Source organism: Pseudonocardia parietis (assembly GCF_017876315.1).
Lineage (GTDB): Bacteria > Actinomycetota > Actinomycetes > Mycobacteriales > Pseudonocardiaceae > Pseudonocardia > Pseudonocardia parietis.
Window position 1 is genome coordinate 3484079 of sequence record NZ_JAGINU010000001.1, and the last position, 20625, is coordinate 3504703.

Genomic DNA, 20625 nt, shown 5'->3' on the forward strand with positions numbered 1-20625 from the left:
AGCTGATGTACATCCCCCCCGACCTCGTGGGAAACGAGTTCGCCGAGGTCTCGGTCCGGATCGACGACGAGGCCAACAGCCGCAGGCTGCGGCTGGAGGACCACAAGACCGGCCGGGTGCGCTACCTCGACGCCCTGGAGCTGGAGACGCTGGTCTGGCTGCCCGAGGGCCATCTGGCGAAGCTCCTCGATCCGTCGGCCGACCGCTGGCGGGAGGACGACGTATGACCGACGAGCCGGTCCTGCTCTCGTACGAGGACCGGGGCGGCGGCCGCATCGCGCACCTCACGCTGAACCGGCCGCACGCCCGCAACGCGATCACCATCGCGCTCGCCGAGGGCCTGCGGTCCGGGCTCGCCGAAGCCGCCGGGAACGCGGACGTGATCCTGATCCGCGGCGCCGAGGGCAACTTCAGCACCGGCGGGGACTTCGGCGAGGTCGCGCGCCTGCGTGAGCAGGGCTCCGAGGCACTGCGCCCGCTCTTCGAGACCTTCATCGGCGCCTGCGAGCTGATCGCGGAGCTGCCCGTCCCCGTCGTGGCAGCAGTGGAGGGCTACGCGATGGCAGGCGGGTTCGAGCTGCTGCAGTCGGTGGACATCGCGATCGTGCGCACGGACGCCGTCCTGGCGGACAACCACGCCAACTTCGGCATGATCCCCGGCGGCGGCGGATCCCAGCGCCTGCCGCGGATCCTCGGGGTCCCGCGCGCGATGGGGCACATCCTGCTGGGGGACCGGATGACCGGGGCCCAGGCCGCCGAATGGGGTCTGGCCTACCGGGCCGCGCCGCCGGAGCAGTTCGACGACACCGTCGCCGAGGTGCTCACCAACCTGGCGGGCAAGGACACCGACGCGCTCGCCCGGATCAAGCACCTCGTGCGCGCGGGACTGCGGGGCTCGCTGGCCGACGGCCTCGCGAGCGAGGTCGAGTCGACCCTCGCCCACCTGGGCGGGGAACGAGCCGGCGCCGGGATCGGCCGGTTCACCGGGAAGGGAGATTCGTGAAGCTGATCGAGACCGGGACCGTCCTGCTGGACCTGGACGACAACGGAGTGGCGCACCTGCGGCTGAACCGTCCGGAGGCGTCGAACGGGATGAACGTGCCGTTCCTGCGGGAGCTGTACGACGCCGTCATGGTCGCCACCGGACGGCCGGAGCTGCGCGCGCTGCTGCTCACCGGCGAGGGGCCGAACTTCTGTGCCGGCGGGGACGTGAAGACCTTCGCGAGCAAGGGCGAGGAGCTGCCGGACTACCTGCGGGAGGCGACCGCCTGGCTGCAGAACGTCACCCAGGGGCTGCTCGCCCTGCCGGTCCCCGTGGTGGCCGGCGTGCACGGTTTCGCGGCCGGCGGCGGCGGCCTGGGACTGGTCTGCGCCTGCGACATCGTGATCGCCGGCGAGTCGGCGAAGTTCATGTCCGGTGCCGCTCGGGTGGGCATGGCACCGGACGCCGGATCCTCGGCGACGCTGCCGCAGCTCGTGGGCCTGCGCAAGGCCATGGAGATCCTGCTGCTCAACCCGACCCTCTCCGCCGCGGAGGCGGCCGAGATCGGGCTGATCACCCGCGTCGTTCCCGACGCCGACCTGCAGAGCGAGGCGCTGGCCGCGGCCAGGACGATCGCCGAGGGGCCCCCGCGGGCGCTCGGCGCGATCAAGCGGCTGGTCTGGTCGGGGTTGGGCAACCGCGTCGAGGCACAGCTTCCGGAGGAGGCCCGCACGGTGTCCGAACTGTCCGGGACGGCCGACGCCCGCGAGGGACTGGCCGCCGTCCTCGAACGTCGGAAGCCGACCTTCACGGGTCGCTGACGGAGGTCGCCGTGCACGTAGGGATGGGTGTCTTCTTCCAGGGCCTCGAGCCGGGTCGCGACGATCACGCCGTGGTCCGGGAGAACCTCGCTCTCGCGGACGAGGCGGAGAAGCGCGGCTTCGAGTCGATCTGGACGGCCGAGCACCACTTCACGCGCTACCACATGATGCCCAACCCGGCGCAGTTCCTGACCTACATGGCGGGGCGTACGAGCCGTGCCCGGCTGGGGACGATGGTGATGGTCCTGCCGTGGCACGAGCCGATCCGGGTCGCGGAGGAGATCGCCTGGCTGGACTCCGTGTCCGGTGGGCGGGTGCTGCTGGGGCTGGGACGGGGGCTCGGCTCGATCGAGTTCGACAGCTTCCGGCTCGAGATGGGGGAGTCGCGGCAACGTTTCGTCGAGTACGCGACCGCCGTCTCGCAGGCCTTGGACGTCGGCGCGATCGAGCACGACGGCGAGCTGTACCGCCAGCCGCGGGCGGAGCTGCACCCGCCCGCGGTGACCACCTTCAACGGCCGGACCTACGCGTCGGCGGTCTCCCCGGAGTCGGCGAAGATCATGGCGACGCTCGGCTACGGCCTCATGCTGATCGCGCAGAAGCCGTGGCAGACCACGATCCGGGAGACCGCGGAGTACCGCGAGCTGTTCCGTGAGATCAACGGGCACGAACCGCCCCAGCCCGTACTGGTCAACTTCACCACGGTGGACCCCGACGCCGGCCGTGCGGCGGCACTGCACGACGAGTACGCGATGGCCTACGCCCGCTCCACGATCGACCACTACGAGTTCACGAACCCGCGACTGGAGCACGTGAACGGCTACGAGTACTACGCCGGGCTGCGCCGCAACATCGAGAAGCACGGGTTGGCGACGTTCAACCGGTTCCTCGCCGACCTCCAGATGGGAGGTACACCCGAGGACCTGGTCGACGAGACCGTCGAGCGGGTGCGCGCCCTGGACGCCGGCGGTGTCGTCAACGTCTTCGGGTTCGGCGGCATGCCGCCGGAGGTGGCCCGCCGCAACGCCGATGTCTACACCGAGCAGGTGCTGCCGAAACTGCGGCGGATCGACACCTTCCGGGATGTCGCCACACCGATCATCTCCTGAGAGCGCTCGGGTACCCGACCGTTCCGAGGTTCACGGGTGGAACCGGATCAGCTCTCGGTCTCGGTGGTGGCTGCGTCCGGCGTCGTGTCGCTGCGCCACTGCGCGATCAGGGACTGTTTGAAACGGTTGTTGGGCGGAACGGGGATCCCTTTCGCCTCGGCCCACTGCCGCAGCTGCGCCCGTTCGTCGGCGGAGAGCCCCGAGCGGGTCGGGCCATGGTTTCCTCGTTGCCTCCCCTGCGGACGCGCGAGATGGTCGGAGAGGGCGGCCGTGCCCGGAACGGACGCTTCGACGCGGCCGGCGTCGATGAAGGGTTGGAGTGCCTCGAGCAGGCGCCGGTATTCGGCGCTGGCGAGGTCGATCTCGATCCGCATCTGGTCGATGTGGAGTTCGTGTTGTTCGACGTCGGCCTCGGTGCCGGTGATGTCGCAGTACCGGATCTGCCGGATTCCCATGGGTCAGCTCTCCTCTGCCTTGGCCGCGCGGGTGGCTTCCTTGCGCAGGGCGGTGAGGGTGGTGCCGGCGAGGGCCTTGGAGGCGACCGAGTCGCCGATCTGGCGCGGGGTCATGTGTCCGCGCCCGGTCGGGGCGAGGTAGATCTGACCGTCGGGTCCGGTGCGGTACTCCAGGTTCGAGGCGACGCGCCGGAACCGGGTGCGTCGGCCGGCGCCACGGAAGCCTTCCCATTTCTCGACCTTGACCGCGAGCTCACAGCAGGTGCAGGTCAGGCGGCGGACGAGCAGGCCGTCGTCGTCGACGCCGGTGAAGTGGATCCCGGCCTGGCGGATCGTGGGGAACAGGTGGCGGCCGCGTTCGCGGCAGGTCAGGACCTCGTCGGAGACCCGGTCCACGTAGAGGTCGACGTCCTCGTCGGAGGCCCGGACCCAACCTGATTCCTCGTGCTGCTCGCCCTGGATCGATTTCGGCGGTCCTGCGGTCGCACCGTCTGCCATGTCGTCGTCTCCTGTCGATGGGGTGATTCGTCGATTCCGGTCCATCTCGCTGCTGCGCGAGTGCACTACACCGATGATTGTGGTCGATCGGTGCATCGACCGTGGCGCAGGGGAGGGATTGCGTGTGTCATCACAACCCGACCGGCATTCTCACAGCCGCCGGACAGCCGCCAGGACGACGGCACTCGTCGCACAGAGAATCGCCGTGGCGACGAGCGGGAGGGCCAAGCCGACGTGGGCGACGAGGCCGCCGATCACGGCCGGGGCGCCGATGGCGCTCACCGAGCCGACGACGAGGGCCGCCGAGAACGCACCGGCCGGCCGGTCGGGTACGAGTTGCGCGGTCCAGATCGGGAGCGCCGCGGATCCGATGGTGTTGGCGGCACCGAAGGCGACCGCGGAGGCGAGGACGACCGGGAGCGAGTGCGATCCGAAGCCCAGCATCGCCAGCGCGGCGCCGAGTACCAGGAGGGAGACCGCCGCGACGGGGGCCGGTCGGATCCGCCGCACGAAGGTCCCGGTCCAGAGGCCTGCCAGGCCCGTCGTTCCCACGAGGGCGAACACCACAGGGCCGGCGACAGCTCCGAGACCACCCCGCTCCGCGCTGTCGGTCGCGTAGGTGAAGTAGGCGGTCGCGCCGGCGAAGAGCACGGCCGCGAATCCGAGTGGTGCCGTCATCCGTGGACCGAGCGCGGCGCGCGGACCGGGCATGCCCGGCGCCGGTGCCAGTCTCGGTACCCATCGGATGTTCAGCACGGTGGCGGCGGCGGCCGGCACGGTGATGGCGGCCCACGTCCACCGCCACGACGCCCACGTCGCTGCCGCCAGCGCGAGCGGCCCGACGACGATCAGTCCCACGGCCGCGCCGGTCGTGACCACGGCCAACACGCGCGGGCGGTCCGCCTCCGGCACCACGCGCGTCGCGATCTCGGAGTACGGCGCCCACACCCAGCCCGCGGCACCCCCCGCGACCAGCGCTCCGGTCGCCAGTACCGACGGGGCCGGAGCGAGCGCGACAACGGCGCATCCGACCGTGGCGCACAGGCCACCGAGCGTCGTCGGTGCCCGGGGCCCGATCGTCGCGGACAGGCGTGTGGACAGCAGCAGCGCGAGCAGGAAACCGGCGAACGTACCGCCGGCGATCAGCCCGAGGACGAGGTCGGAGAGCACGAGTTCGGCGCGGATGCCGGGCAGGGTGAGGCCGTAGACGTAGCGGACCATCCCGAACGTCACCGCCATGAGCAGCCCGCCGGCGAGACCGACCCGCCAGGTCGTGGCGGGTGAACGGTCGATACCCGGCTCCACGGGAGAACGGTGGCAGCGGCCTCGTCACCCGCGCATCCGAGTTTCTCCCCGTTACCTGCTGTCCGGGCGTCCGGCGTCAGACGACGCCGCTGCGGCGCAGGCCGGCCAGCTCGTCCCCGGTGAGACCGAGGAGGTCGCGGTAGACCGTCTCGTTGTCGGCGCCGAGCGCCGGACCCAGGTGGCGGACGGTCCCGGGGGTGTCGGAGAGCCGCGCGACGGGTGCCTGGACCCGGACGTCCCCGAGCTCGTCGTCGGTGACGGTCACGAAGGTGCCCCGAGCTCGCAGATGAGGGTCGTCCATCAGCTGGGCGGCGTCGTAGACCGGCCCCGCCGCGACGCCGGCGCCCTCGAACGTGCCCAGAACCTCCGCCAGCGGCCGGGCGGCGACCCAGCCGGCGATCAGGCCGTCGACGGCGTCGCGGTTGACGATCCGGCGGTGCGGGTCGGCGTAGTCCGGATCGTCCTTGAGCTCGGGACGGCCGATCGCGTCGTACACCCGCAGCGCGATGGTCGGCGAGCTGCCCGAGAGCGCGATCCAGCGGTCGTCGGATGTCCTGTAGGTGTTGCGGGGCACGCTGATCGACCAGCGGTTGCCCTCCCGGGCGGGGATCGTCCCGAGCTGGTCGTAGGTCAGCGTCGCCTGCTCGACGAAGCGGGCCAGCGGTTCGACGAGGCTCAGGTCGACGAGCTGCCCGCGTCCGGTCCGGTGCCGGGCGAGCAACGCCGCGGCCACGGCGAACGCTCCGTTCACCCCCGCCACGCAGTCGGCGAGCATGATCCCGGGCAGCGTGGGGGAGCCCGACGGTTCCCCGGTCACGTGCGCGAAACCGGACATCGCCTCGCCGATGGTGCCGAAGCCGGGGCGGTCGCTGTAGGGGCCACCGGCGCCGTACCCGGTCACGTGCACCACGATCAGCCGCGGGTTCAGCGCGGCCAGCCGCGGATGGTCCAGGCCCCACCTCTCCAGTGTGGACGGCCGGGTGTTGAGCACGACGACATCGGCCTTCTGGGCCATGCGGCGGAAGAGCTCCCGGCCCTCGGGGCTGCGCAGGTCCAGTGTGGCCGACCGCTTGTTGCGGCCGAGGCTCTTCCACATCAGGTTGACGTCGCCCTTCATCGACCCCCAGGCCCGGATCGGGTCGCCGCCCACCGGCTGCTCGATCTTGATGACGTCGGCGCCGAACTCGGCCAGGTAGGTGGAGATCAGCGGGCCGGCGACCAGCGTCGCGGCGTCGAGCACGACCAGGCCGTCGAACACCGAGTCGCTGCTCGGCCGGTCGGGGGTGTGCGCAGCGGCGGGCACGGTGCTGGACATCGGGCGTTCTCCAAATGGGGTCGGGCGCGGTGGACGAGGGTGAGGTCCGACGGCGCCGCGACCCGGTCAGAGACGCAGTTCGATGTCGTAGCGCCGGCAGACCGCGGCGAGGGCCGGGTCGGGCGTGCTGCCGGGGTGCAGGACCCGGATCTGGTCGGTGATCGCCGAGATGATGTGCCGGGCGACCTCGGCCTCGGTGGCCGCGCCGTCCCGGGCGCACCACAGATCCGCGATCCGCGCGTGGTACTCGGCGGAGAGGGAGACGTGCTCCTCCGCGCGCCAGTAGTAGCGGCGGTAGCGGGTGAACCGTTCCCAGTAGTGCCGGGTGGTCCGGCTCAGCTCGTTCGGCGGCGTGTGGTCGGTGGCGCCGTAGACCTCGAGATGGAAGGCCCGGTTGAGCCCGTCGAAGTCGTGCACCTCGGGCGTGGCCGAGGTCTGCTCCACCAGCTCGCGCAGGCGCCCGGCCGCCTCGTCGTCGTGGACGACGGCGGCGACCCGCGCGGCCGCGGGCTCCAGCACCATGCGGGCGGCCGCGATCTCGCAGACCTCCTCGTAGGACATCGCGGAGACCAGCACGCCCTGCCGGGGGTGGCTGGTGAACCACCCCTCGGACTCCAGCTGACGGAAGGCCTCCCGCAGCGGGGTGCGGCTGACGCCGAGCCGCCCGGCGATGTCCTCCTGCCGAACCCGGCGCCCCGGTTCGAGACGCCCGTCGATGACCTGGGAACGCAGCTCGTCCGCGATCCGCTCGACGAGGGTCCGGGTGTCAAAGGACTGCACCTCCGCATCCTACGAAGCTCGGGCGGGTTCCCGGCTCGGTGGGCCGGCCATTCCGGTTCTTGTATCCAAAAACCGAAAACGAGGCTAAAGTGAGTGCCGTACTCGCACAAGCCCCCTCGCCGAGACGGTCCCGCCGGCGCCGAGCGGCTGCCGAGCTATGTCCTCCCGTCACTCGTGAAGGAGCTCAGTCATGTCGTCCCCGCGAGTCACCTGCGACGTGCATGCCGACGGCGTCGCGATCCTGACCATCGACAACCCACCGGTCAACGCGATGACCGTGTCGATCGCCCGCGAGCTGGGCCGGCGGGCGACCGAGCTCGACGCCCGCGCCGACGTCGGCGTCATCATCGTCACCGGTGCGGGGGAGCGGTCGTTCTCCGCAGGCTCCGACATCACCGAGTTCTCGGCCATGCTGGAGCCGGGGGTCGCGGTCGAGCAGAAGCTGCGACCGCAGATGCTCGCGTTCTCCGACCTCGCCGAGACCGGGACGCCGACGATCGCCGCCCTGAACGGCCTCTGCCTGGGCGGCGGCCTCGAGATCGCGGTGTGCTGCGACCTGATCGTCGCCGAGGAACACATCAGGATCGGCTCCCCGGAGATCACCCTCGGCGTCTTCCCCAGCAGCGCCGGGACGTTCCGGGTGGCGCGCCGGATCGGACCGGGACGGGCGAAGGAGCTGCAGCTGCTCCGCGAGCCGGTGTCCGCGGCGACGGCATTGGACTGGGGCCTGGTCAACCGCGTCGCGCCCCGGGGCGGGGCGATGGCGGCCGCCCACGAGCTCGCGGCGGTCCTGCTGCGCCGTCCGCCGCGGGCACTCGGGCTGTGCAAGTCGGTCCTCAACCGGGTGCACGACCTGCCCGAGGCCGCGCTGACCGACCTCTCGCTCGACGCGAGCGAGACCGCCTTCACCTCACCGGAGTGCGCGGAGGGTGTGCGTGCCTTCCTGGCCAAACAGACCCCGGCGTACCGCCCGGCTCCCGCGGGGCCGGCTCGGTGACTTCTAGCCGGCCTCGACCCGGATCCGCTGGATCCGCAGGGTCCTGATCAGCCATTCGTCCCCGACCCGCTCGTACGTCTCGTGGTACCAGCCGTAACCGAGCAGCTGCGCGACCGGCGCACCCGGCGGCATGAACATGCGGTCGCTCATCGACCAGATCGCCTCGGCGGTGGTGTCGCCGGTCAGGGTGACCTCCACCTGGTGCCCCTGGTGGACGCTGACGACCCCGCTCCCGGCCGAGCCTTCCAGCGGCCAGGACTCCCTGCCCTCCAGCACCCGGTTCATCGACGGCACCAGGTCCCGGCCGCTGGCCGGGTCGGTGGTGCAGCCGCGGTAGTCGAGCACGCAGTCCGGATGCAGGACCGAGCGGACGAGAGCGCCGTCGTTCGTGTCGACGCCGCGGAAGTAGCGCGCCTTGACGACCTTGATCGCTTCGACGGCGGCGAGCCGCTCCGCCCCGGTCATCGCCCCGGCCGCTCGGAGAGGGCGTCGTCCATCCCGCCCGCGGCGCGCCAGGACCGCACCAGCTGCGTGAACTCCATCGCGCCGCCGCCGAAGTGCTCGGTCCGCTTCATCGGCTGCCCCTCGAGGTTGTAGTACCCGGGGGTGCACTCGGACTGGAAGGCGTGCAGGTTCATCGCCCGCTCGCGGACGGTGTCCACCCAGCCGTTCTCGGCCTCGGCCGTGGGCTCGACCAGCGCGCCGCGCCGCTCGGCCTCCGCGACGACCGCGGCCATGTTCTCGGACTGCTCCTCGAGGATGTGCGCGAAGTTGAACGAGATCGCGTTCTGGGTGCTGCCGAGCTGGAACAGGTTGGGGAACCCGCGGCTGACCCAGCCGTGCAGGGTGCGCAGCCCGTCCGCCCAGTACTCCGCCAGCGGGAGCCCGTCGCGGCCGCGGATGTCCGCGCCCGCGCGGACCACGGGATCCGCCTCGGCCTCGAAGCCGGTGGCGAGGATGACGACGTCCACGGGGTACTCGACGTCGTCGACGACCAGCGCCGTCTCGGTCATCCGGTCGACGCCGCGGCCCTCGGTGTCGACGAGGCGGACGTTGTCGCGGTTGAAGGCCTGCAGGTAGACGTCGCTGAAGCAGGGCCGCTTGCACATCTGCCGGTACCACGGTTGCAGGGCGGCGGCCGTGGCCGGGTCCGCGACGATCTCGGCCACCCGGGTCCGCAGCTCCGCCATCTTCTGGTGGTCGGCGATCTCCATGGCCAGGGCCGGATCCTCGCCGGTGCCGCTCATCAGCCGCAGCCGCCCGCGGGCCGACGCCGAGTCGGTCCACCGGTCACCGACGAGGTCCTCCTCGGCGGGGGCGCCGCTGACCACGGCCAGGAAGTTCTCCTGTCGCTCGCGCTGCCAGCCCGGCTCCAGCTCGGCCCACCACTGCGGGTCCGTCTCGCGGTCGTCGCGCCGGTCCACCGCGGACGGGGTGCGCTGCACCACCAGCAGCTCGCCACAGGACGGTGCGATGGTGGGCACGACCTGCACGCCCGTGGCGCCGGTGCCGATGACGGCGACGCGCTTGTCGGCGAGGCCGGGGTACTCGCGGACCGTCTCGGACCCGCCGGTGTAGGCGTAGTCCCAGCGGCTGGTGTGGAAGGAGTGGCCCGCGAAGTCCTCGATGCCCGGGATGCCGGGGAGCTTGGGCTTGTTGAACGGTCCGCTGGAGATCACCGCGTAGCGGGCGGTGAACGCGTCACCGCGGTCGGTCCCGACGCGCCATCGCGAGATCTCCTCGTCCCAGTGCAGGGAGGTGACCTCGGTGTGCAGCAGGGCGTCGCGCAGCAGGTCGAAGTGCTCGGCCATGCGTTCGGCGTGGCGGCGGATCTCGGAGCCGGGGGCGTACTTGCGGCTGGGTACCCCCCCGATCTCCTCGAGCATGGGGAGGTAGATGTAGGACTCGATGTCGCAGGCGACGCCGGGGTAGCGGTTCCAGTACCAGGTCCCGCCGACCCCTCCCGCGGTGTCGACGAGCCGGATCCGCTCCAACCCGGCCTTACGCAGGTGCGCCGCCGAGGTGAGACCGCCGAACCCGGTGCCCAGCACCACCACGTCGACCTCGTCGGTGACCGGTTCCCGTGCCACGGGCTCGTCCGACCAGTGGTCCTCGGCGAACTCGGCGAGATCGCCGGCCGCCTTCAGGTACTGGGCGGTACCGTCCGGCCGCAACCGCTTGTCCCGTTCGACCCGGTATTTCTCCCGGATCGCCTCCAGGTCGTCCGGCTGCCAGGACTCGGTCTCCGGGGTCCGCTGCTGGTGAGGCATACGCGCGTCGTCCTCGTCGCTCGTCGGGGTGGTCGCACCACGCATCCTCCGATGGGGCGCACACTGACAGTTAACCGTTCACGTGCGAGAATTCCTAGTCCTTAATCATCGAATTTCGGGCATATACCAAGATCTCGACGCCTGTTGCGTCAAATCAAGCTACTCTATAGCTGCACACAGCACTGTCGACTCCCTGACGAAGAGGTCTGCCGATGACGAAGTCCCGGGACACCCACCCGGTCCGGATCCCGCCGCGCCCGCGAGCGGACTGGGACGACCGGGTCGAGGAGGCGTTGTCGGTGCTCCGCCCGCCCGGGGCCGCCGGCAAGCGGCCGGCGGGAACCCCGCGACCGCCGTCGGGGATCATCGACACGTTCGCCCAGCACCCGGATCTCGCCCGGGGCTGGATGAGCTTCAACAGCCACCTGTTCAGCTCCACGCTCTCCGCCCGCGCACGCGAGCTCGTCACGGTCCGCATCGCCTGGCTGCGCCGGGGCGAGTACGAGTGGGTCCAGCACGTCAAGATGGCCAGGGCGGCCGGGATGACGGACGAGGAGCTCGAGGCGATCTCCGTCGGTGCGGACTCGCCCGTCTGGAAGCCCCTGGACGCCGCGCTGCTGCGGGCGACCGACGAGCTGTGCCACGACCGCTACGTCTCCGACCCGACGTGGGCCGAGCTGGCCGTCGAGCTCAGCCGCCAGGAGCTGATGGACCTGGTCTTCACCGTCGGCGCCTACGACATGCTCGCCATGGCGATGAACACCTTCGGGCTGCAGCTCGACGAGGGCATGACGGGTTTCCCCGAGCAGGCCTGAGGCCGGCGACCCGCTCCGACGGGTGTGGACCGCGGTCCACACCCGTCGGGCACGGCGTGGACGCGGCTACTCCACCCCGTCCTCGTGCGCCATCCAGTGCACGAAGCGGTGCAGCGGGTACATCGCGTCGTGCGGGTTGCCGATCGTGCTCGGCCCCGCCTCGCCCAGGTGGACGATGCGTTGCGCTCCGCCGCTCGCCAGCCGGTCGCGGTAGTCCGCCATCCGGTCGAAGGGGTAGAAGCCCACGGTCTGGGTGGCCACGTTGACGTAGCGCACCGCGTCGTCGAGGGAGTCGACCCGCACCACGTTCGCGGTCTTGTTGCTCGGGTGGAAGTCGACCGGTTCGTCGGAGCGGATCACCACGCCGGTGCCGTCCGTGCGGCCCCAGACCCGGAAGTCGTCCTCCAGCATCGACAGGGTGTCGATCTGTTCGCGCAGGTCGGCGTCGAGCCGACGACGGTCGCCCGAGTCCGCGGCGCGCTCGACGATGCGGGTGTGCAGGGCGGCGGAGAACCGGTCGGCCTCCTCCTGGGTGCCTTCGAGGTAGATGAAGCGGCTGGAGACGCAGGCCTCCTGGTTGAGCATCATCACGTCCGAGGACGTCCGGTCCGCGGTCAGCGCCAGTGTCTCCGGGGACGCGAATGCCTCCCGGCCCACCATCGAGATCGAGGTCTTGGGGTCGAAGGACACGAGCTGGAAGCCCGGGCCCAGGTACTTGATCACGTTGTCGATGGCGGGCCCGCCACCCCAGGCGACGATCTTGTCGAAGTACTGCGGCCGGTAGAGCGCCTGCTCGACCGAGGCGTCCCCACCACGCCAGTAGACCGCCGACATGGACCGGACGATCGGGTGCTCCGGGTCGATCTCGGCCATCGTGCGCAGGATCGCCACCGTGGTGAACGGGTCGCTCGACGGCATCTTGAACAGGTTGACGGCCTTGACCAGAGCGCCCTCCGCGATCGACTTCACCGCGACGCCGGGGGAGTTGCCCGGCAGCACGTGCACCAACCGCGGGCCGAACGCGCGCACGAAGCTCTTGCGACCGGTGTGGTCCCGCTGGGGAACCCACTCGTCGAGAGCGCGCGGATCGGGGAAGTTGCGTTCGACCAGTGTGGTCAGCAGCTTCCGGTCCAGGTAGTCCGCCGCGTAGCGGGCCTGGCGGAACAGCATCTCGGCCGGCAGCACGTGCGTCGAAGCCATCCGCTCGATGCACTCCTGCATGATCGTGTTGGCCGGGTCCGCGATCTTCCGGCCGGTCTCGACGAGGAAGTCGATGATCTCGGTGACCGGGACGTCGAGCAGCGGCGGGACCTCGGTCCGCGGCGTCACGAGGCGGTCGAGCTCGAGGCGCGGCGTGCGGAACCGCACGCCCAGCTCCCGGGAGCCGTGCGTCTCGGCCGAGCCCTCAGCACTGTCGGTGCCCGCAGTGCCCGCAGTGCCCGCAGTGCTTTCAGTGCCCTCGACGACCTCGCCCCGCAGGAAGAACGGCGCGTCGACGGAGATCTGCCGGTCGGTGGTGGCGGTCATACGATCCCCCGTACGTAGGCGTCGACCGTGCCGGCGCATCCGATCTTGTCGTCACCCTTGATGTCGGTGTAGCGGGTCACGTCGTCCCGCACCGACGGTCCGCGCGCACCGCAGCCGCACGGCCCGAAGTCGAGCGTGATCTTGTCGCCACTGATGACGCCGCCCCATCGGCCGTCGATCGAGAGATCGACGAACGCGGCGCGGCCCTCGACCTCACCGGTGGCCGGCAGGACGTTCTCCCCCTCGGCGTCGAGCACCAGCGGGACCAGCCACGGCGGCACGTGGTAGCGCTCGCCCTTCTGGCACCGCGGCATCGCCGTGTGCAGCTCCTGCATGGCGTAGTTCATGTAGAGCCCACGGCGGGGGTCGATGTTGAAGGTCTCGAACACGAACTCCCGGTGGTCCGGCGGGAGCTTGGCCAGCTTGAGGCCGCCGCCGACGTACATCGAGTTGTCCGGGTTGAAGTCCGCGCCGCCGTAGCCCTTGTCCCGCACGGCTTTCGCCAGCGCGTAGGCGCTCGACCACATGCCGGACACGTGCAGCTTGTCCGTGCGCGCCGCGATCGCGGCCGCGGCGGAGGCCTCCACGGCGTTCGCCAGGGCCTTCTCACGCTCGGCGGAGACCTGCTCGTAGTGGCGCAGGTCCTCCGGCTTCGCGGTGCCCGCGGCGACCGCCTGCCGCAGCACGGTCATCGAGGTCAGCGCGCCGATGGTCACCGGTGGCATCGGCGAGCGGAACGGCTCGTGGGCCGGGTCCTGCAGTGCGTCCCGGTATGCACCGCCGGTCGCGATGTTGCGGGGGACCATCGCCGTGACGCCGCCACCGCTGATCATGCGGCGGTCCTGGGCTGGGGTGATTCCGGACCCCCACGTGAAGGCGGCGAGGGTGTCCTTGCGGATCCAGTCCAGATCCGCCTGCGAGGCGACGAGCATTGCCGATTTGCCCGTGGTGCCGCTCGAACAGGAGACGAAGTGGCCGCTCGGTTTCAGCTTCTCGACCCAGTCGTCGATGTCGGAGACCGAGTCCACGTCCAGTGCGGGGACGCGGTGCGCGGAGACCGTGTCCAGCCAGCGGCTGAGCCGGTCCCACCGGCCCGCGGACAGGAACGACTCCGGGTAGCTCTTGTACGCGGTGTGCGGGAACAGGAGCCCGACGATGTCCTGACGGCTGCGGACGGAGTCGAGCCCGGCCTCCTGGGCCCGCCGCTCGAGGAGGCGGACGGCAGACCGGCGCTCCTGGAAACGCTCGTCGACGGCCTCGACCTGCAGCTGCTGCAGGTCCTCGAACGGGATGTCGAACCGGTCTGCCGATTCTGCGAGCTTCAACAGGCGGTCTGCGGCTTCGCCCATGGCTGTCCTCCCGACGTCGTCGTCACCGGGGCCTAGAATGGTACCGGTGCGTTCCATTATGCATGGGGCGGCGAGGAGGAGGAAGTCATTCAGGATACCGAAAAGCGCGGGCGGGTCGGTCGTCCCACACGTGAGCAGCAGGCGGCGCGGCACGAGGAGCTGCTCGGGACGGCCCTGGACGTCTTCCTCGAGAAGGGCTTCGAGCAGGCCACGGTCGAGGAGATCGCCTCGCGCACGGCGATGTCGAAGCGCACCGTCTACGCGCGGTACGCCGACAAGTCCGCCCTGTTCATCGCCGCTGTGGAGCGTGCGGTGGAGCGTTTCACCATCTCGCGCGAGGTGGTCGAGGCGGTGGTCACCGACGACCTGGGGGAGTCCCTGGTGGCCATCGCACGGCTGCGCGTGGAGAACCTCGCCAGCGCGTCGTCGATCAAGCTACAGAGGATCCTGATCACCCAGTCCTACCGCTTCCCGGACCTCTACCCGGCGGCGATCGAGCGCTTCGTCGGACCCGTGGCGCAGGTGCTCGTCGACCTGTTCGAGCGGCACCGCGCGGAGCTCGACATCGCGCAACCGCGGCGCGCCGCCACCGCGTTCCTCGGCCTCACCGTGGGCGGGCCGTCCCGGGCGATCGTGTCCGGCCTCGCCGACGGCGTCACCGACGAGGTCGACGAGACCATCCGCTTCGCGGTGCGGCTCTTCCTCGACGGCGTGCGCAGGCGCTGAGGCGGGGCCGCGACCCGGTCAGCCGAACAGCGCGTCCTCGTAGGCGTTCGTACCCATCCGGCAGGGCAGGAACGGCGCGACGAGCGCCGTGCGGCCGAGGCCGGAGGCGAGGACACGCTCCACCTCATCCACGAAGTGCTCCGCCCAGACCTCCCGCGGATCCCGGTCGAGCATCCACAGGACCGTCAGCCGCCGCCCGCCGTTGGTCACCGCGAGCTGGGAGCGGTACACGGCCTCGCTGTGCCCGGGGTCCGGCGGGTTGGTCCGGAACACCAGCACGCAGGTGGCGGGCGACCCCGGGCCGAGCCGGCGCGCCAGGTGCTCCGTGACCAGCCACCGCTCGAGTGCGTCGCGGTCCTCGGGAACGTCCGCGTCGACGACCTGGAGGACGAGACCGGCGGGCGGGTCGACGAGGCTCCACCGCACGTCCGGCACGTCGGCGTCGCGGTAGACGGATCCGGCGTGGTCCTGGAACGAGGTGAACACGTGGTCCCGGGCGAGGCTGATGTTCCCGGTCACCCGGTGCCGCGCGTTCGTGGCGAAGGTCCAGGCCATGTGGTCGTGCCGGCGCCCCGGAGTGATCCAGTAGACCGAGACGTACTTCCCGGCCGTGATCGGCCGGGCGACCGGCGAGCCGGCCGGGTAACGCAGTGCCTGAAGATCGAGGGGCGCCACGAACCGCCGGCCGGAGAACATCCACGGCAGCTGCATGGCGCCGTCGAAGTAGTGGTTGTCCTCGTACCACCGGTTGTACTCGCGCAGCCGATCGCGGTGCGGCTCGACCATCGTGATCAGGGCGTGCCCGACACCGGCCGCCTCCGGCCCGGACCAGGGCAGCGTCCCGTAGGGATCATCCACCAGGGACAGATCGTCCGGCGCGCCGTCGACGAACTCCACCATCGGTCCGGTCAGAACTCGGTGACACCGGCATCGGGCGCCACCTCGTGCGCGGTGATGTAGCGCGACTCGTCGGAGGCGAGGAAGGCGACGACCTCCGCGACGTCCTCGGGCTCGGTGACGTCGACCGGTAGCAGGTTGGAGAACATCGGGCCCAGGCGTGCGTCGTGCTCCATCGCCCTGTGCAGCTGTGCGGACATGCCCTCGCTCGCCATCGGGGTCCGCACGCCGGTGGGGTGCAGGCTGTTCACCCGGATGTGGTGCCTGGCCAGCTCGGCCGCGAAGGCCTTGGCCATCCCGCGGACCGCGAACTTGCTGGTGGTGTAGGGCACCATGAACGGCTGCACCTTCATCCCCGCGGCGGAGCTCACCAGGATGATCGACCCGCCGCCCGCACGGACCAGGTGCGGGGCGCCGGCCATGACGGTGTTCCAGGTTCCGGTCACGTTCGTCGAGAGCGTGTCGTCGAAGATCGTGGGGGTGACCTCGTCCCACGACCGCGGGACGCAGATCGCCGCGTTGGCCACGACGACGTCGAGCCTGCCGAGCTCGGCCGCCGCCTCGTCGACGGCGGCCCGCAGCCCGGCCGGATCCCGGATGTCGACCCGGGCGGTGATGATCCGGCGGCCCTGCTCTTCGACCAGCTTCGCCGTCTCGGCGAGGTCGTCCGGGGTGGGGGAGTCGTAGTCCACGCTCGGTAGCGGACCGGCGAGATCCACGCCGACGACATCGGCGCCCTCCCGGGCCAGGCGCACCGCGTGCGCGCGGCCCTGGCCGCGGGCCGCACCCGTGATGAGGGCGACCTTGCCCTCCAGTCGTCCGGTCATGCTGGGCCTCCATCGGTGAGACGGTCGGGGACGAGGTCGCAGGACGTCGCTCCAGTGCGGGGTGGGGGTGCTGCCGCCGGCTCAGATGTAGGAGCCGCCGTTCACGCCCATCGTCTGACCGGTGAAGTACGAGGCCTCGTCCGAGACCAGGAACAGGGCCGCGGCGGCGATGTCGTCGCCGGTGCCCAGCCGCTTCACCGGCATCCGGGCGCTCGCCTCCTCGACGGAGCTGAGCTTTCCCGCGGCCCGCGCACCCGCGTGCATGGGTGTCTCGATGGACGACGGCGCGATGTTGTTCACGGTGATCCCGAGCGGGGCGAACTCCAGAGCCAGCGACTTGGTCAGGGCGAACACACCGCCCTTCGACGACGCGTAGTGCGCCATCCCGGGCCCGCCGCGCTGGGCGCTCGACGAGCTGACCAGGACGATCCGTCCCCAGCCGGAGTCGATCATGTCCGGGATCGCCGACTGGACACAGTGGAACGTGCCGGTCAGGTTGACGGCGAGCATCTGCTCGAACGCCTCGGTGGTGATCTCCATGAACGGCGTGAAACCGCTGATCCCGGCGCTGGTGACCAGGACCCCGATCGGGCCGAGGTCGGCCCGGATCTTGGCGACGGTCTCGTCCACCTGGGCCCGGTCGCTCACGTCGGTCTCGAGGGCAGCGGCGGTACCGCCCGCGGAGCGGATCTCCTCGGCCACGTGCTCGGCGGCGTCGGCGTCCCGGTCCACGACCGCGACGGCGTCGCCGCGCTGCGCGAGGTGCAGGCAGACGGACCGGCCCATGCCGGACCCTCCGCCGGTGACCATGGCGACCTTCATCGGCTCACTCCTCGTGTGCTGTCGAGGCGCCGCCGCTGCGGGCCGCGCCGGCGTCATGCGCCGTCCTCGTCGAAGGAGAGCGCCCGGGTGGGACAGGTGTTCACCGCGGTGCGGATGTCGTCCGCCGGGTCGCCGTCCGCGTCCGCGACGATCGCGATCGTGGTGTCGTCCTGGTCGAAGGTGTGCGGGGCGTAGAAGAGGCACTGACCCGAGCCCATGCAGAGGTCCCGGTCGATCTCGATCTTGCGTGCCACGCCTCAGCCCTCGGTGACGAACTCGAGATGGAGTTCGGTGAGCCCGCGGAACATGTAGGACGGCATGTAGTCGTACCGCCTCGCGTCCGCGGGGCCGTGGTGCGCGTCGGAGATGCGGATCTCCGAGGTGCGGTCGAGGAGGCGCTCGAGGGTCACCCGGACCTCCGAGCGGGCCAGCGGCGCACCCGGGCAGGTGTGCACGCCGTGCCCGAACGCGACGTGGCGCCGCACGTTCGGCCGGTCGACGTCGAACCGCTCGGGGTTCTCGAACTGCCGGGGGTCGCGTCCGGCGGCGCCGTGCATCACGAACACCTGGGTGCCGGCCTTGATGTCGACGCCGCCGAGGGTGGTGGACCTGCGGGCCAGCCGCATATTGCCCTTGATCGGCCCCTGCGAGCGCAGAACCTCCTCGATGAACTTCGGGACGAGGCTGTGATCCGCCCGCAGCCGCTGCTGGAGCTCGAGATCGTCGCCGAGGATCTGCATCGCGGTGGCCAGCAGGCGCACCGTCGTCTCCTGCCCGGCGGCGAAGAGGTTCGCCGCGATGCGGGCCCCGTCGAGGGGCTCCGGGAGCGTGCCGTCCGGGAAGGTCGCGTGCGCCATCCGCGTGAGCACGTCGTCCTTCGGCTCACGCCTGCGCTGCGCGATCCGATCGGTGAAGTAGTCGTAGAGGTGGGTCAGCCCGCGGTGCTCCTTCGGCGGTGGCGCGGTGGTGTCGCCGAGCGAGCCCGGTCCTGCCACGCCGGCCTTCGCCAGCAGCATCGCGTGGTCCTCCTCGGGGACCCCGAGCAGGTCCGCGACCACGAGCAGCGCGTACGGCTGGGCGTAGTCGTCGACGATCTCGCACCCGCCGCGGGGAAGGACCACGTCGAGCTGGCGGTCGGTGAGCTGCCAGATGAAGTCCTCGTTCTCCTTGAGGCGCTTCGGCGTGATCAGACCCATGATCAGCGCCCGGTGCATGGTGTGCAGCGGCGGGTCCATCGTGACGATCTGGTCGTTGAAGGGGAGCCGGTGGCGCACCGCGGCGAGCTGCTCGTCGATGTCGTCCCCGGTGAACTCGATGCCGTAGTCCGGCGTCGGGCCGGCGATCATCGGGGCGGCCGAGTAGGTGTCGGTGTCGCGCATGACCGTCAGGGCCTCGTCGTACCCGGTCACCATGGCGACGCCGTAGGTCGGCTCGATCCAGACGGTGCTCTCCCGGACCAGCTCGTCGATGTACGGGTACGGCCGCAGAGCGGTGTCCGTGTCACGGAAGTAGTCGACGTCGCGCAGTTCGGTCATTCGTCTTCCCATCAGCCGTCGGTGGTGGCCGGGCACGGAGATCGTCGCCCTCGGTCGTGACAGGCCCCGACCGTCGCAGGATGGCGAGCGGGCCATATTTGTACGACCAAATGGCCTGCAGTGTTGCCGCCGCCGAACTGGGCTGTCAAGGTCGCGCCGAACTGCTCGCAGGCTCGTATTCTCCCGTCCCGCCTGGCGGTACCGGCGCGTTGACAGCCCGCGAATCCCGCACCGACACTCGGATCTCATCTTCGGCCGTACATATTCATCCGGTATCCGGCGCGGCAGTCACGGACAGGGCGATCGGTCCGGCGCCGCAGGGCGAGGGAGAGACAAGTGAGCGACGAGATTCTCGTGTCGGTGGACGGCCACGTCATGGAGCCGACGGACCTGTTCAGGACCAGGCTCCCGAAGAACCTGCGGGACCGCGCCGTGTGGGAGGAGGACCTCGAGTTCGAACCCCTGGGCGACGACGGCAGGCGGTTCTTCCGCCGGGCCCACGCCCCGGGCATGGACGGGTGGACCTACTCCCGGTTCCTGCACTTCGACGGGACACCGAACACCGGCCAGGTGGACCGGATCCTCGAGGACATGGACCTGGACGGCATCACGGGTCAGGTGATGCACCCCAACCTGACCCTGCTGTGGGTGTTCACGAACGACCACGAGTGGTCCCTGGCGCACGCCAAGGTCTACAACGACTACGTCATCGAGAACTTCACCGAGCAGACCGATCGCATCAAGCCCAGTGCGGTCATCCCGATCACCGATGTCCCGGACGCGGTCGCCGAGATCGAGCGGGTGGCGAAGCGGGGGATCAAGGCGATCCTGCTGCCCGCGACCCCGCACGTCCCGTACCACTCGCGCGAGTTCGATCCACTGTGGGCGGCGGCCCAGGCGAACGGCCTGGTCGTCATGTTCCACGTGGCCAGCGGTGGCATCGAGATGGAGCAGGACGCCAGCCGCAACATGCAGGGCATGATGATGGCGGTGGCCCAGGCACACCGGGACCTCACCGAGGAGGACGTGGTCGTCCGGATGACAGGGCAGGGCATGTACGCCGCCCTGACCCCGGGCCAGGTCCTCATCTCGCTGGTCGGCGGTGGTGTCTGCGAGCGTTTCCCGCAGCTGCAGTTCGCCCTGGTGGAGTTCAACGCCAACTGGCTGGCCGGCCTCATGGGCGCGATGGACAAGGCGTGGACGGTCGGCATCGGGCAGGACCCGGACTACTGGGTCGGCAAGTACGACGAGACGCTGCCGGCCGGTGAGCAGTTCGCGATGGCGCGGCTGTTCAAGGTCAACGACAAGTGGCCCTACCCGCTGCGGCCCAGCGAGTACGTCCGTCGCCAGATCCACGTGTCGTTCCAGGACGACCCGGTCGCGGTCGCGACGCGGCACATCACCGGGATCCCGACGCTGGTGTGGGGCTCGGACTACCCGCACGCGGAGGGCACCTTCGGACGCAGCCACGAGGCGGTCGACCACCTCTTCCAGGGCGTCGATCCGGCGGAGCGTGCCCAGATCGTCGGCGGCACCATGGCCAAGCTGATGGACTTCAAGATCCCCACCCTCGGATGACCACGCGTTCGCACCGG

At 70.6% G+C, this 20625-nt stretch carries 22 protein-coding genes; 8 read left to right on the forward strand and 14 right to left on the reverse strand.

Annotated elements, in window-relative coordinates; all coding sequences use genetic code 11:
• The first annotated feature begins 5 nt into the window (after positions 1 to 5).
• The 4 genes from JOF36_RS16565 to JOF36_RS16580 are packed head-to-tail and all read left to right on the forward strand — an operon-like array spanning position 6 to position 2912.
• A complete protein-coding gene (locus tag JOF36_RS16565; RefSeq protein ID WP_210027778.1) occupies positions 6 to 227 on the forward strand; it encodes a hypothetical protein in 222 nt (73 codons plus the stop codon).
• A complete protein-coding gene (locus tag JOF36_RS16570; RefSeq protein ID WP_210027779.1) occupies positions 224 to 1003 on the forward strand; it encodes an enoyl-CoA hydratase/isomerase family protein in 780 nt (259 codons plus the stop codon). The genes JOF36_RS16565 and JOF36_RS16570 overlap by 4 nt, the downstream gene beginning before the upstream one ends.
• Positions 1000 to 1803: an enoyl-CoA hydratase/isomerase family protein gene (locus tag JOF36_RS16575; RefSeq protein WP_307862421.1), complete on the forward strand. Its 804-nt coding sequence runs from the start codon at positions 1000 to 1002 to the stop codon at positions 1801 to 1803. Before JOF36_RS16570 ends, JOF36_RS16575 begins: the two co-directional genes overlap by 4 nt.
• 11 nt (positions 1804 to 1814) lie before the next feature.
• Positions 1815 to 2912, forward strand: coding sequence for an LLM class flavin-dependent oxidoreductase (locus JOF36_RS16580; protein ID WP_210027780.1), 1098 nt, complete (start codon positions 1815 to 1817; stop codon positions 2910 to 2912).
• Between the two features lie 47 nt (positions 2913 to 2959).
• Here JOF36_RS16580 and JOF36_RS16585 read toward each other — a convergent pair whose 3' ends face one another.
• The 5 genes from JOF36_RS16585 to JOF36_RS16605 all read right to left on the reverse strand — a co-directional run bounded on the left by JOF36_RS16585 (position 2960) and on the right by JOF36_RS16605 (position 7265).
• Positions 2960 to 3367, reverse strand: a complete 408-nt coding sequence (locus tag JOF36_RS16585; RefSeq protein WP_210027781.1) for an Lsr2 dimerization domain-containing protein — start codon at positions 3365 to 3367, stop codon at positions 2960 to 2962.
• Between the two features lie 3 nt (positions 3368 to 3370).
• Positions 3371 to 3865, reverse strand: a complete 495-nt coding sequence (locus JOF36_RS16590; RefSeq protein WP_210027783.1) for a hypothetical protein — start codon at positions 3863 to 3865, stop codon at positions 3371 to 3373.
• Positions 3866 to 4015: 150 nt separating this feature from the next.
• Positions 4016 to 5170 (reverse strand): MFS transporter, encoded by a 1155-nt coding sequence (locus JOF36_RS16595; RefSeq protein ID WP_210027784.1) that lies wholly within the window; start codon positions 5168 to 5170, stop codon positions 4016 to 4018.
• Between the two features lie 76 nt (positions 5171 to 5246).
• A complete protein-coding gene (locus JOF36_RS16600) occupies positions 5247 to 6485 on the reverse strand; it encodes a CaiB/BaiF CoA transferase family protein (protein WP_210027786.1) in 1239 nt (412 codons plus the stop codon).
• 66 nt (positions 6486 to 6551) lie between these two features.
• Positions 6552 to 7265: a GntR family transcriptional regulator gene (locus JOF36_RS16605; protein ID WP_210027789.1), complete on the reverse strand. Its 714-nt coding sequence runs from the start codon at positions 7263 to 7265 to the stop codon at positions 6552 to 6554.
• Between the two features lie 190 nt (positions 7266 to 7455).
• On the opposite strand from JOF36_RS16605, the gene JOF36_RS16610 reads away from it, so the two are divergent.
• Positions 7456 to 8262 (forward strand): enoyl-CoA hydratase/isomerase family protein, encoded by an 807-nt coding sequence (locus tag JOF36_RS16610; RefSeq protein WP_210027791.1) that lies wholly within the window; start codon positions 7456 to 7458, stop codon positions 8260 to 8262.
• Between the two features lie 3 nt (positions 8263 to 8265).
• On the opposite strand, the gene JOF36_RS16615 is transcribed toward JOF36_RS16610, so the two are convergent.
• Positions 8266 to 8727, reverse strand: coding sequence for a nuclear transport factor 2 family protein (locus tag JOF36_RS16615; protein ID WP_210027792.1), 462 nt, complete (start codon positions 8725 to 8727; stop codon positions 8266 to 8268).
• Entirely contained in the window at positions 8724 to 10532 is a 1809-nt protein-coding gene (locus tag JOF36_RS16620) for a flavin-containing monooxygenase (protein WP_210027794.1), read from the reverse strand. Before JOF36_RS16620 ends, JOF36_RS16615 begins: the two co-directional genes overlap by 4 nt.
• Before the next feature lie 212 nt (positions 10533 to 10744).
• On the opposite strand from JOF36_RS16620, the gene JOF36_RS16625 reads away from it, so the two are divergent.
• Complete coding sequence (locus JOF36_RS16625; protein ID WP_210027795.1) at positions 10745 to 11347, forward strand: carboxymuconolactone decarboxylase family protein; 603 nt, start codon at positions 10745 to 10747, stop codon at positions 11345 to 11347.
• A 66-nt stretch (positions 11348 to 11413) separates the two neighbouring features.
• Here the strand turns inward: JOF36_RS16625 and JOF36_RS16630 are convergent, their stop codons facing one another.
• Together JOF36_RS16630 and JOF36_RS16635 are read right to left on the reverse strand one after the other, a co-directional pair.
• Positions 11414 to 12874, reverse strand: a complete 1461-nt coding sequence (locus JOF36_RS16630) for an acyl-CoA reductase (RefSeq protein WP_210027796.1) — start codon at positions 12872 to 12874, stop codon at positions 11414 to 11416.
• Positions 12871 to 14223 carry a hypothetical protein gene (locus tag JOF36_RS16635; protein WP_210027797.1) on the reverse strand — a complete coding sequence of 451 codons (1353 nt, stop codon included), beginning with the start codon at positions 14221 to 14223 and terminating at the stop codon, positions 12871 to 12873. The genes JOF36_RS16630 and JOF36_RS16635 overlap by 4 nt, the downstream gene beginning before the upstream one ends.
• Positions 14224 to 14382: 159 nt before the next feature.
• Here JOF36_RS16635 and JOF36_RS16640 point away from each other — a divergent pair, with 159 nt between their 5' ends.
• A complete protein-coding gene (locus JOF36_RS16640) occupies positions 14383 to 14949 on the forward strand; it encodes a TetR/AcrR family transcriptional regulator (protein ID WP_281072466.1) in 567 nt (188 codons plus the stop codon).
• 18 nt (positions 14950 to 14967) lie between these two features.
• On the opposite strand, the gene JOF36_RS16645 is transcribed toward JOF36_RS16640, so the two are convergent.
• The 5 genes from JOF36_RS16645 to JOF36_RS16665 all read right to left on the reverse strand — a co-directional run bounded on the left by JOF36_RS16645 (position 14968) and on the right by JOF36_RS16665 (position 19030).
• The gene (locus JOF36_RS16645; protein WP_210027799.1) at positions 14968 to 15849 is read right to left on the reverse strand and encodes a hypothetical protein; all 882 of its coding nucleotides are present in this window, start codon (positions 15847 to 15849) and stop codon (positions 14968 to 14970) included.
• An 8-nt stretch (positions 15850 to 15857) separates the two neighbouring features.
• Complete coding sequence (locus JOF36_RS16650) at positions 15858 to 16673, reverse strand: mycofactocin-coupled SDR family oxidoreductase (protein WP_210027800.1); 816 nt, start codon at positions 16671 to 16673, stop codon at positions 15858 to 15860.
• Between the two features lie 81 nt (positions 16674 to 16754).
• Positions 16755 to 17495 (reverse strand): SDR family NAD(P)-dependent oxidoreductase, encoded by a 741-nt coding sequence (locus JOF36_RS16655; protein WP_210027802.1) that lies wholly within the window; start codon positions 17493 to 17495, stop codon positions 16755 to 16757.
• A gap of 53 nt (positions 17496 to 17548) precedes the next feature.
• The gene (locus JOF36_RS16660) at positions 17549 to 17749 is read right to left on the reverse strand and encodes a ferredoxin (RefSeq protein WP_210027804.1); all 201 of its coding nucleotides are present in this window, start codon (positions 17747 to 17749) and stop codon (positions 17549 to 17551) included.
• Between the two features lie 3 nt (positions 17750 to 17752).
• On the reverse strand, positions 17753 to 19030 hold the full coding sequence (locus JOF36_RS16665; RefSeq protein ID WP_210027806.1) for a cytochrome P450: 1278 nt from the start codon (positions 19028 to 19030) through the stop codon (positions 17753 to 17755).
• Positions 19031 to 19366: 336 nt separating this feature from the next.
• Between JOF36_RS16665 and JOF36_RS16670 the strand changes: the two genes are divergently transcribed.
• On the forward strand, positions 19367 to 20608 hold the full coding sequence (locus JOF36_RS16670) for an amidohydrolase family protein (protein ID WP_210027808.1): 1242 nt from the start codon (positions 19367 to 19369) through the stop codon (positions 20606 to 20608).
• Positions 20609 to 20625: the final 17 nt, after the last annotated feature.

Coding starts and splice junctions, on each gene's coding strand:
- JOF36_RS16565 (WP_210027778.1), top strand. CDS start 6: ATGTACATCCCCCCCGACCTCGTGGGAAACGAGTTCGCCGAGGTCTCG.
- JOF36_RS16570 (WP_210027779.1), top strand. CDS start 224: ATGACCGACGAGCCGGTCCTGCTCTCGTACGAGGACCGGGGCGGCGGC.
- JOF36_RS16585 (WP_210027781.1), bottom strand. CDS start 3,367: ATGGGAATCCGGCAGATCCGGTACTGCGACATCACCGGCACCGAGGCC.
- JOF36_RS16590 (WP_210027783.1), bottom strand. CDS start 3,865: ATGGCAGACGGTGCGACCGCAGGACCGCCGAAATCGATCCAGGGCGAG.
- JOF36_RS16600 (WP_210027786.1), bottom strand. CDS start 6,485: ATGTCCAGCACCGTGCCCGCCGCTGCGCACACCCCCGACCGGCCGAGC.
- JOF36_RS16610 (WP_210027791.1), top strand. CDS start 7,456: ATGTCGTCCCCGCGAGTCACCTGCGACGTGCATGCCGACGGCGTCGCG.
- JOF36_RS16615 (WP_210027792.1), bottom strand. CDS start 8,727: ATGACCGGGGCGGAGCGGCTCGCCGCCGTCGAAGCGATCAAGGTCGTC.
- JOF36_RS16620 (WP_210027794.1), bottom strand. CDS start 10,532: ATGCCTCACCAGCAGCGGACCCCGGAGACCGAGTCCTGGCAGCCGGAC.
- JOF36_RS16625 (WP_210027795.1), top strand. CDS start 10,745: ATGACGAAGTCCCGGGACACCCACCCGGTCCGGATCCCGCCGCGCCCG.
- JOF36_RS16630 (WP_210027796.1), bottom strand. CDS start 12,874: ATGACCGCCACCACCGACCGGCAGATCTCCGTCGACGCGCCGTTCTTC.
- JOF36_RS16635 (WP_210027797.1), bottom strand. CDS start 14,223: ATGGGCGAAGCCGCAGACCGCCTGTTGAAGCTCGCAGAATCGGCAGAC.
- JOF36_RS16645 (WP_210027799.1), bottom strand. CDS start 15,849: ATGGTGGAGTTCGTCGACGGCGCGCCGGACGATCTGTCCCTGGTGGAT.
- JOF36_RS16650 (WP_210027800.1), bottom strand. CDS start 16,673: ATGACCGGACGACTGGAGGGCAAGGTCGCCCTCATCACGGGTGCGGCC.
- JOF36_RS16655 (WP_210027802.1), bottom strand. CDS start 17,495: ATGAAGGTCGCCATGGTCACCGGCGGAGGGTCCGGCATGGGCCGGTCC.
- JOF36_RS16665 (WP_210027806.1), bottom strand. CDS start 19,030: ATGACCGAACTGCGCGACGTCGACTACTTCCGTGACACGGACACCGCT.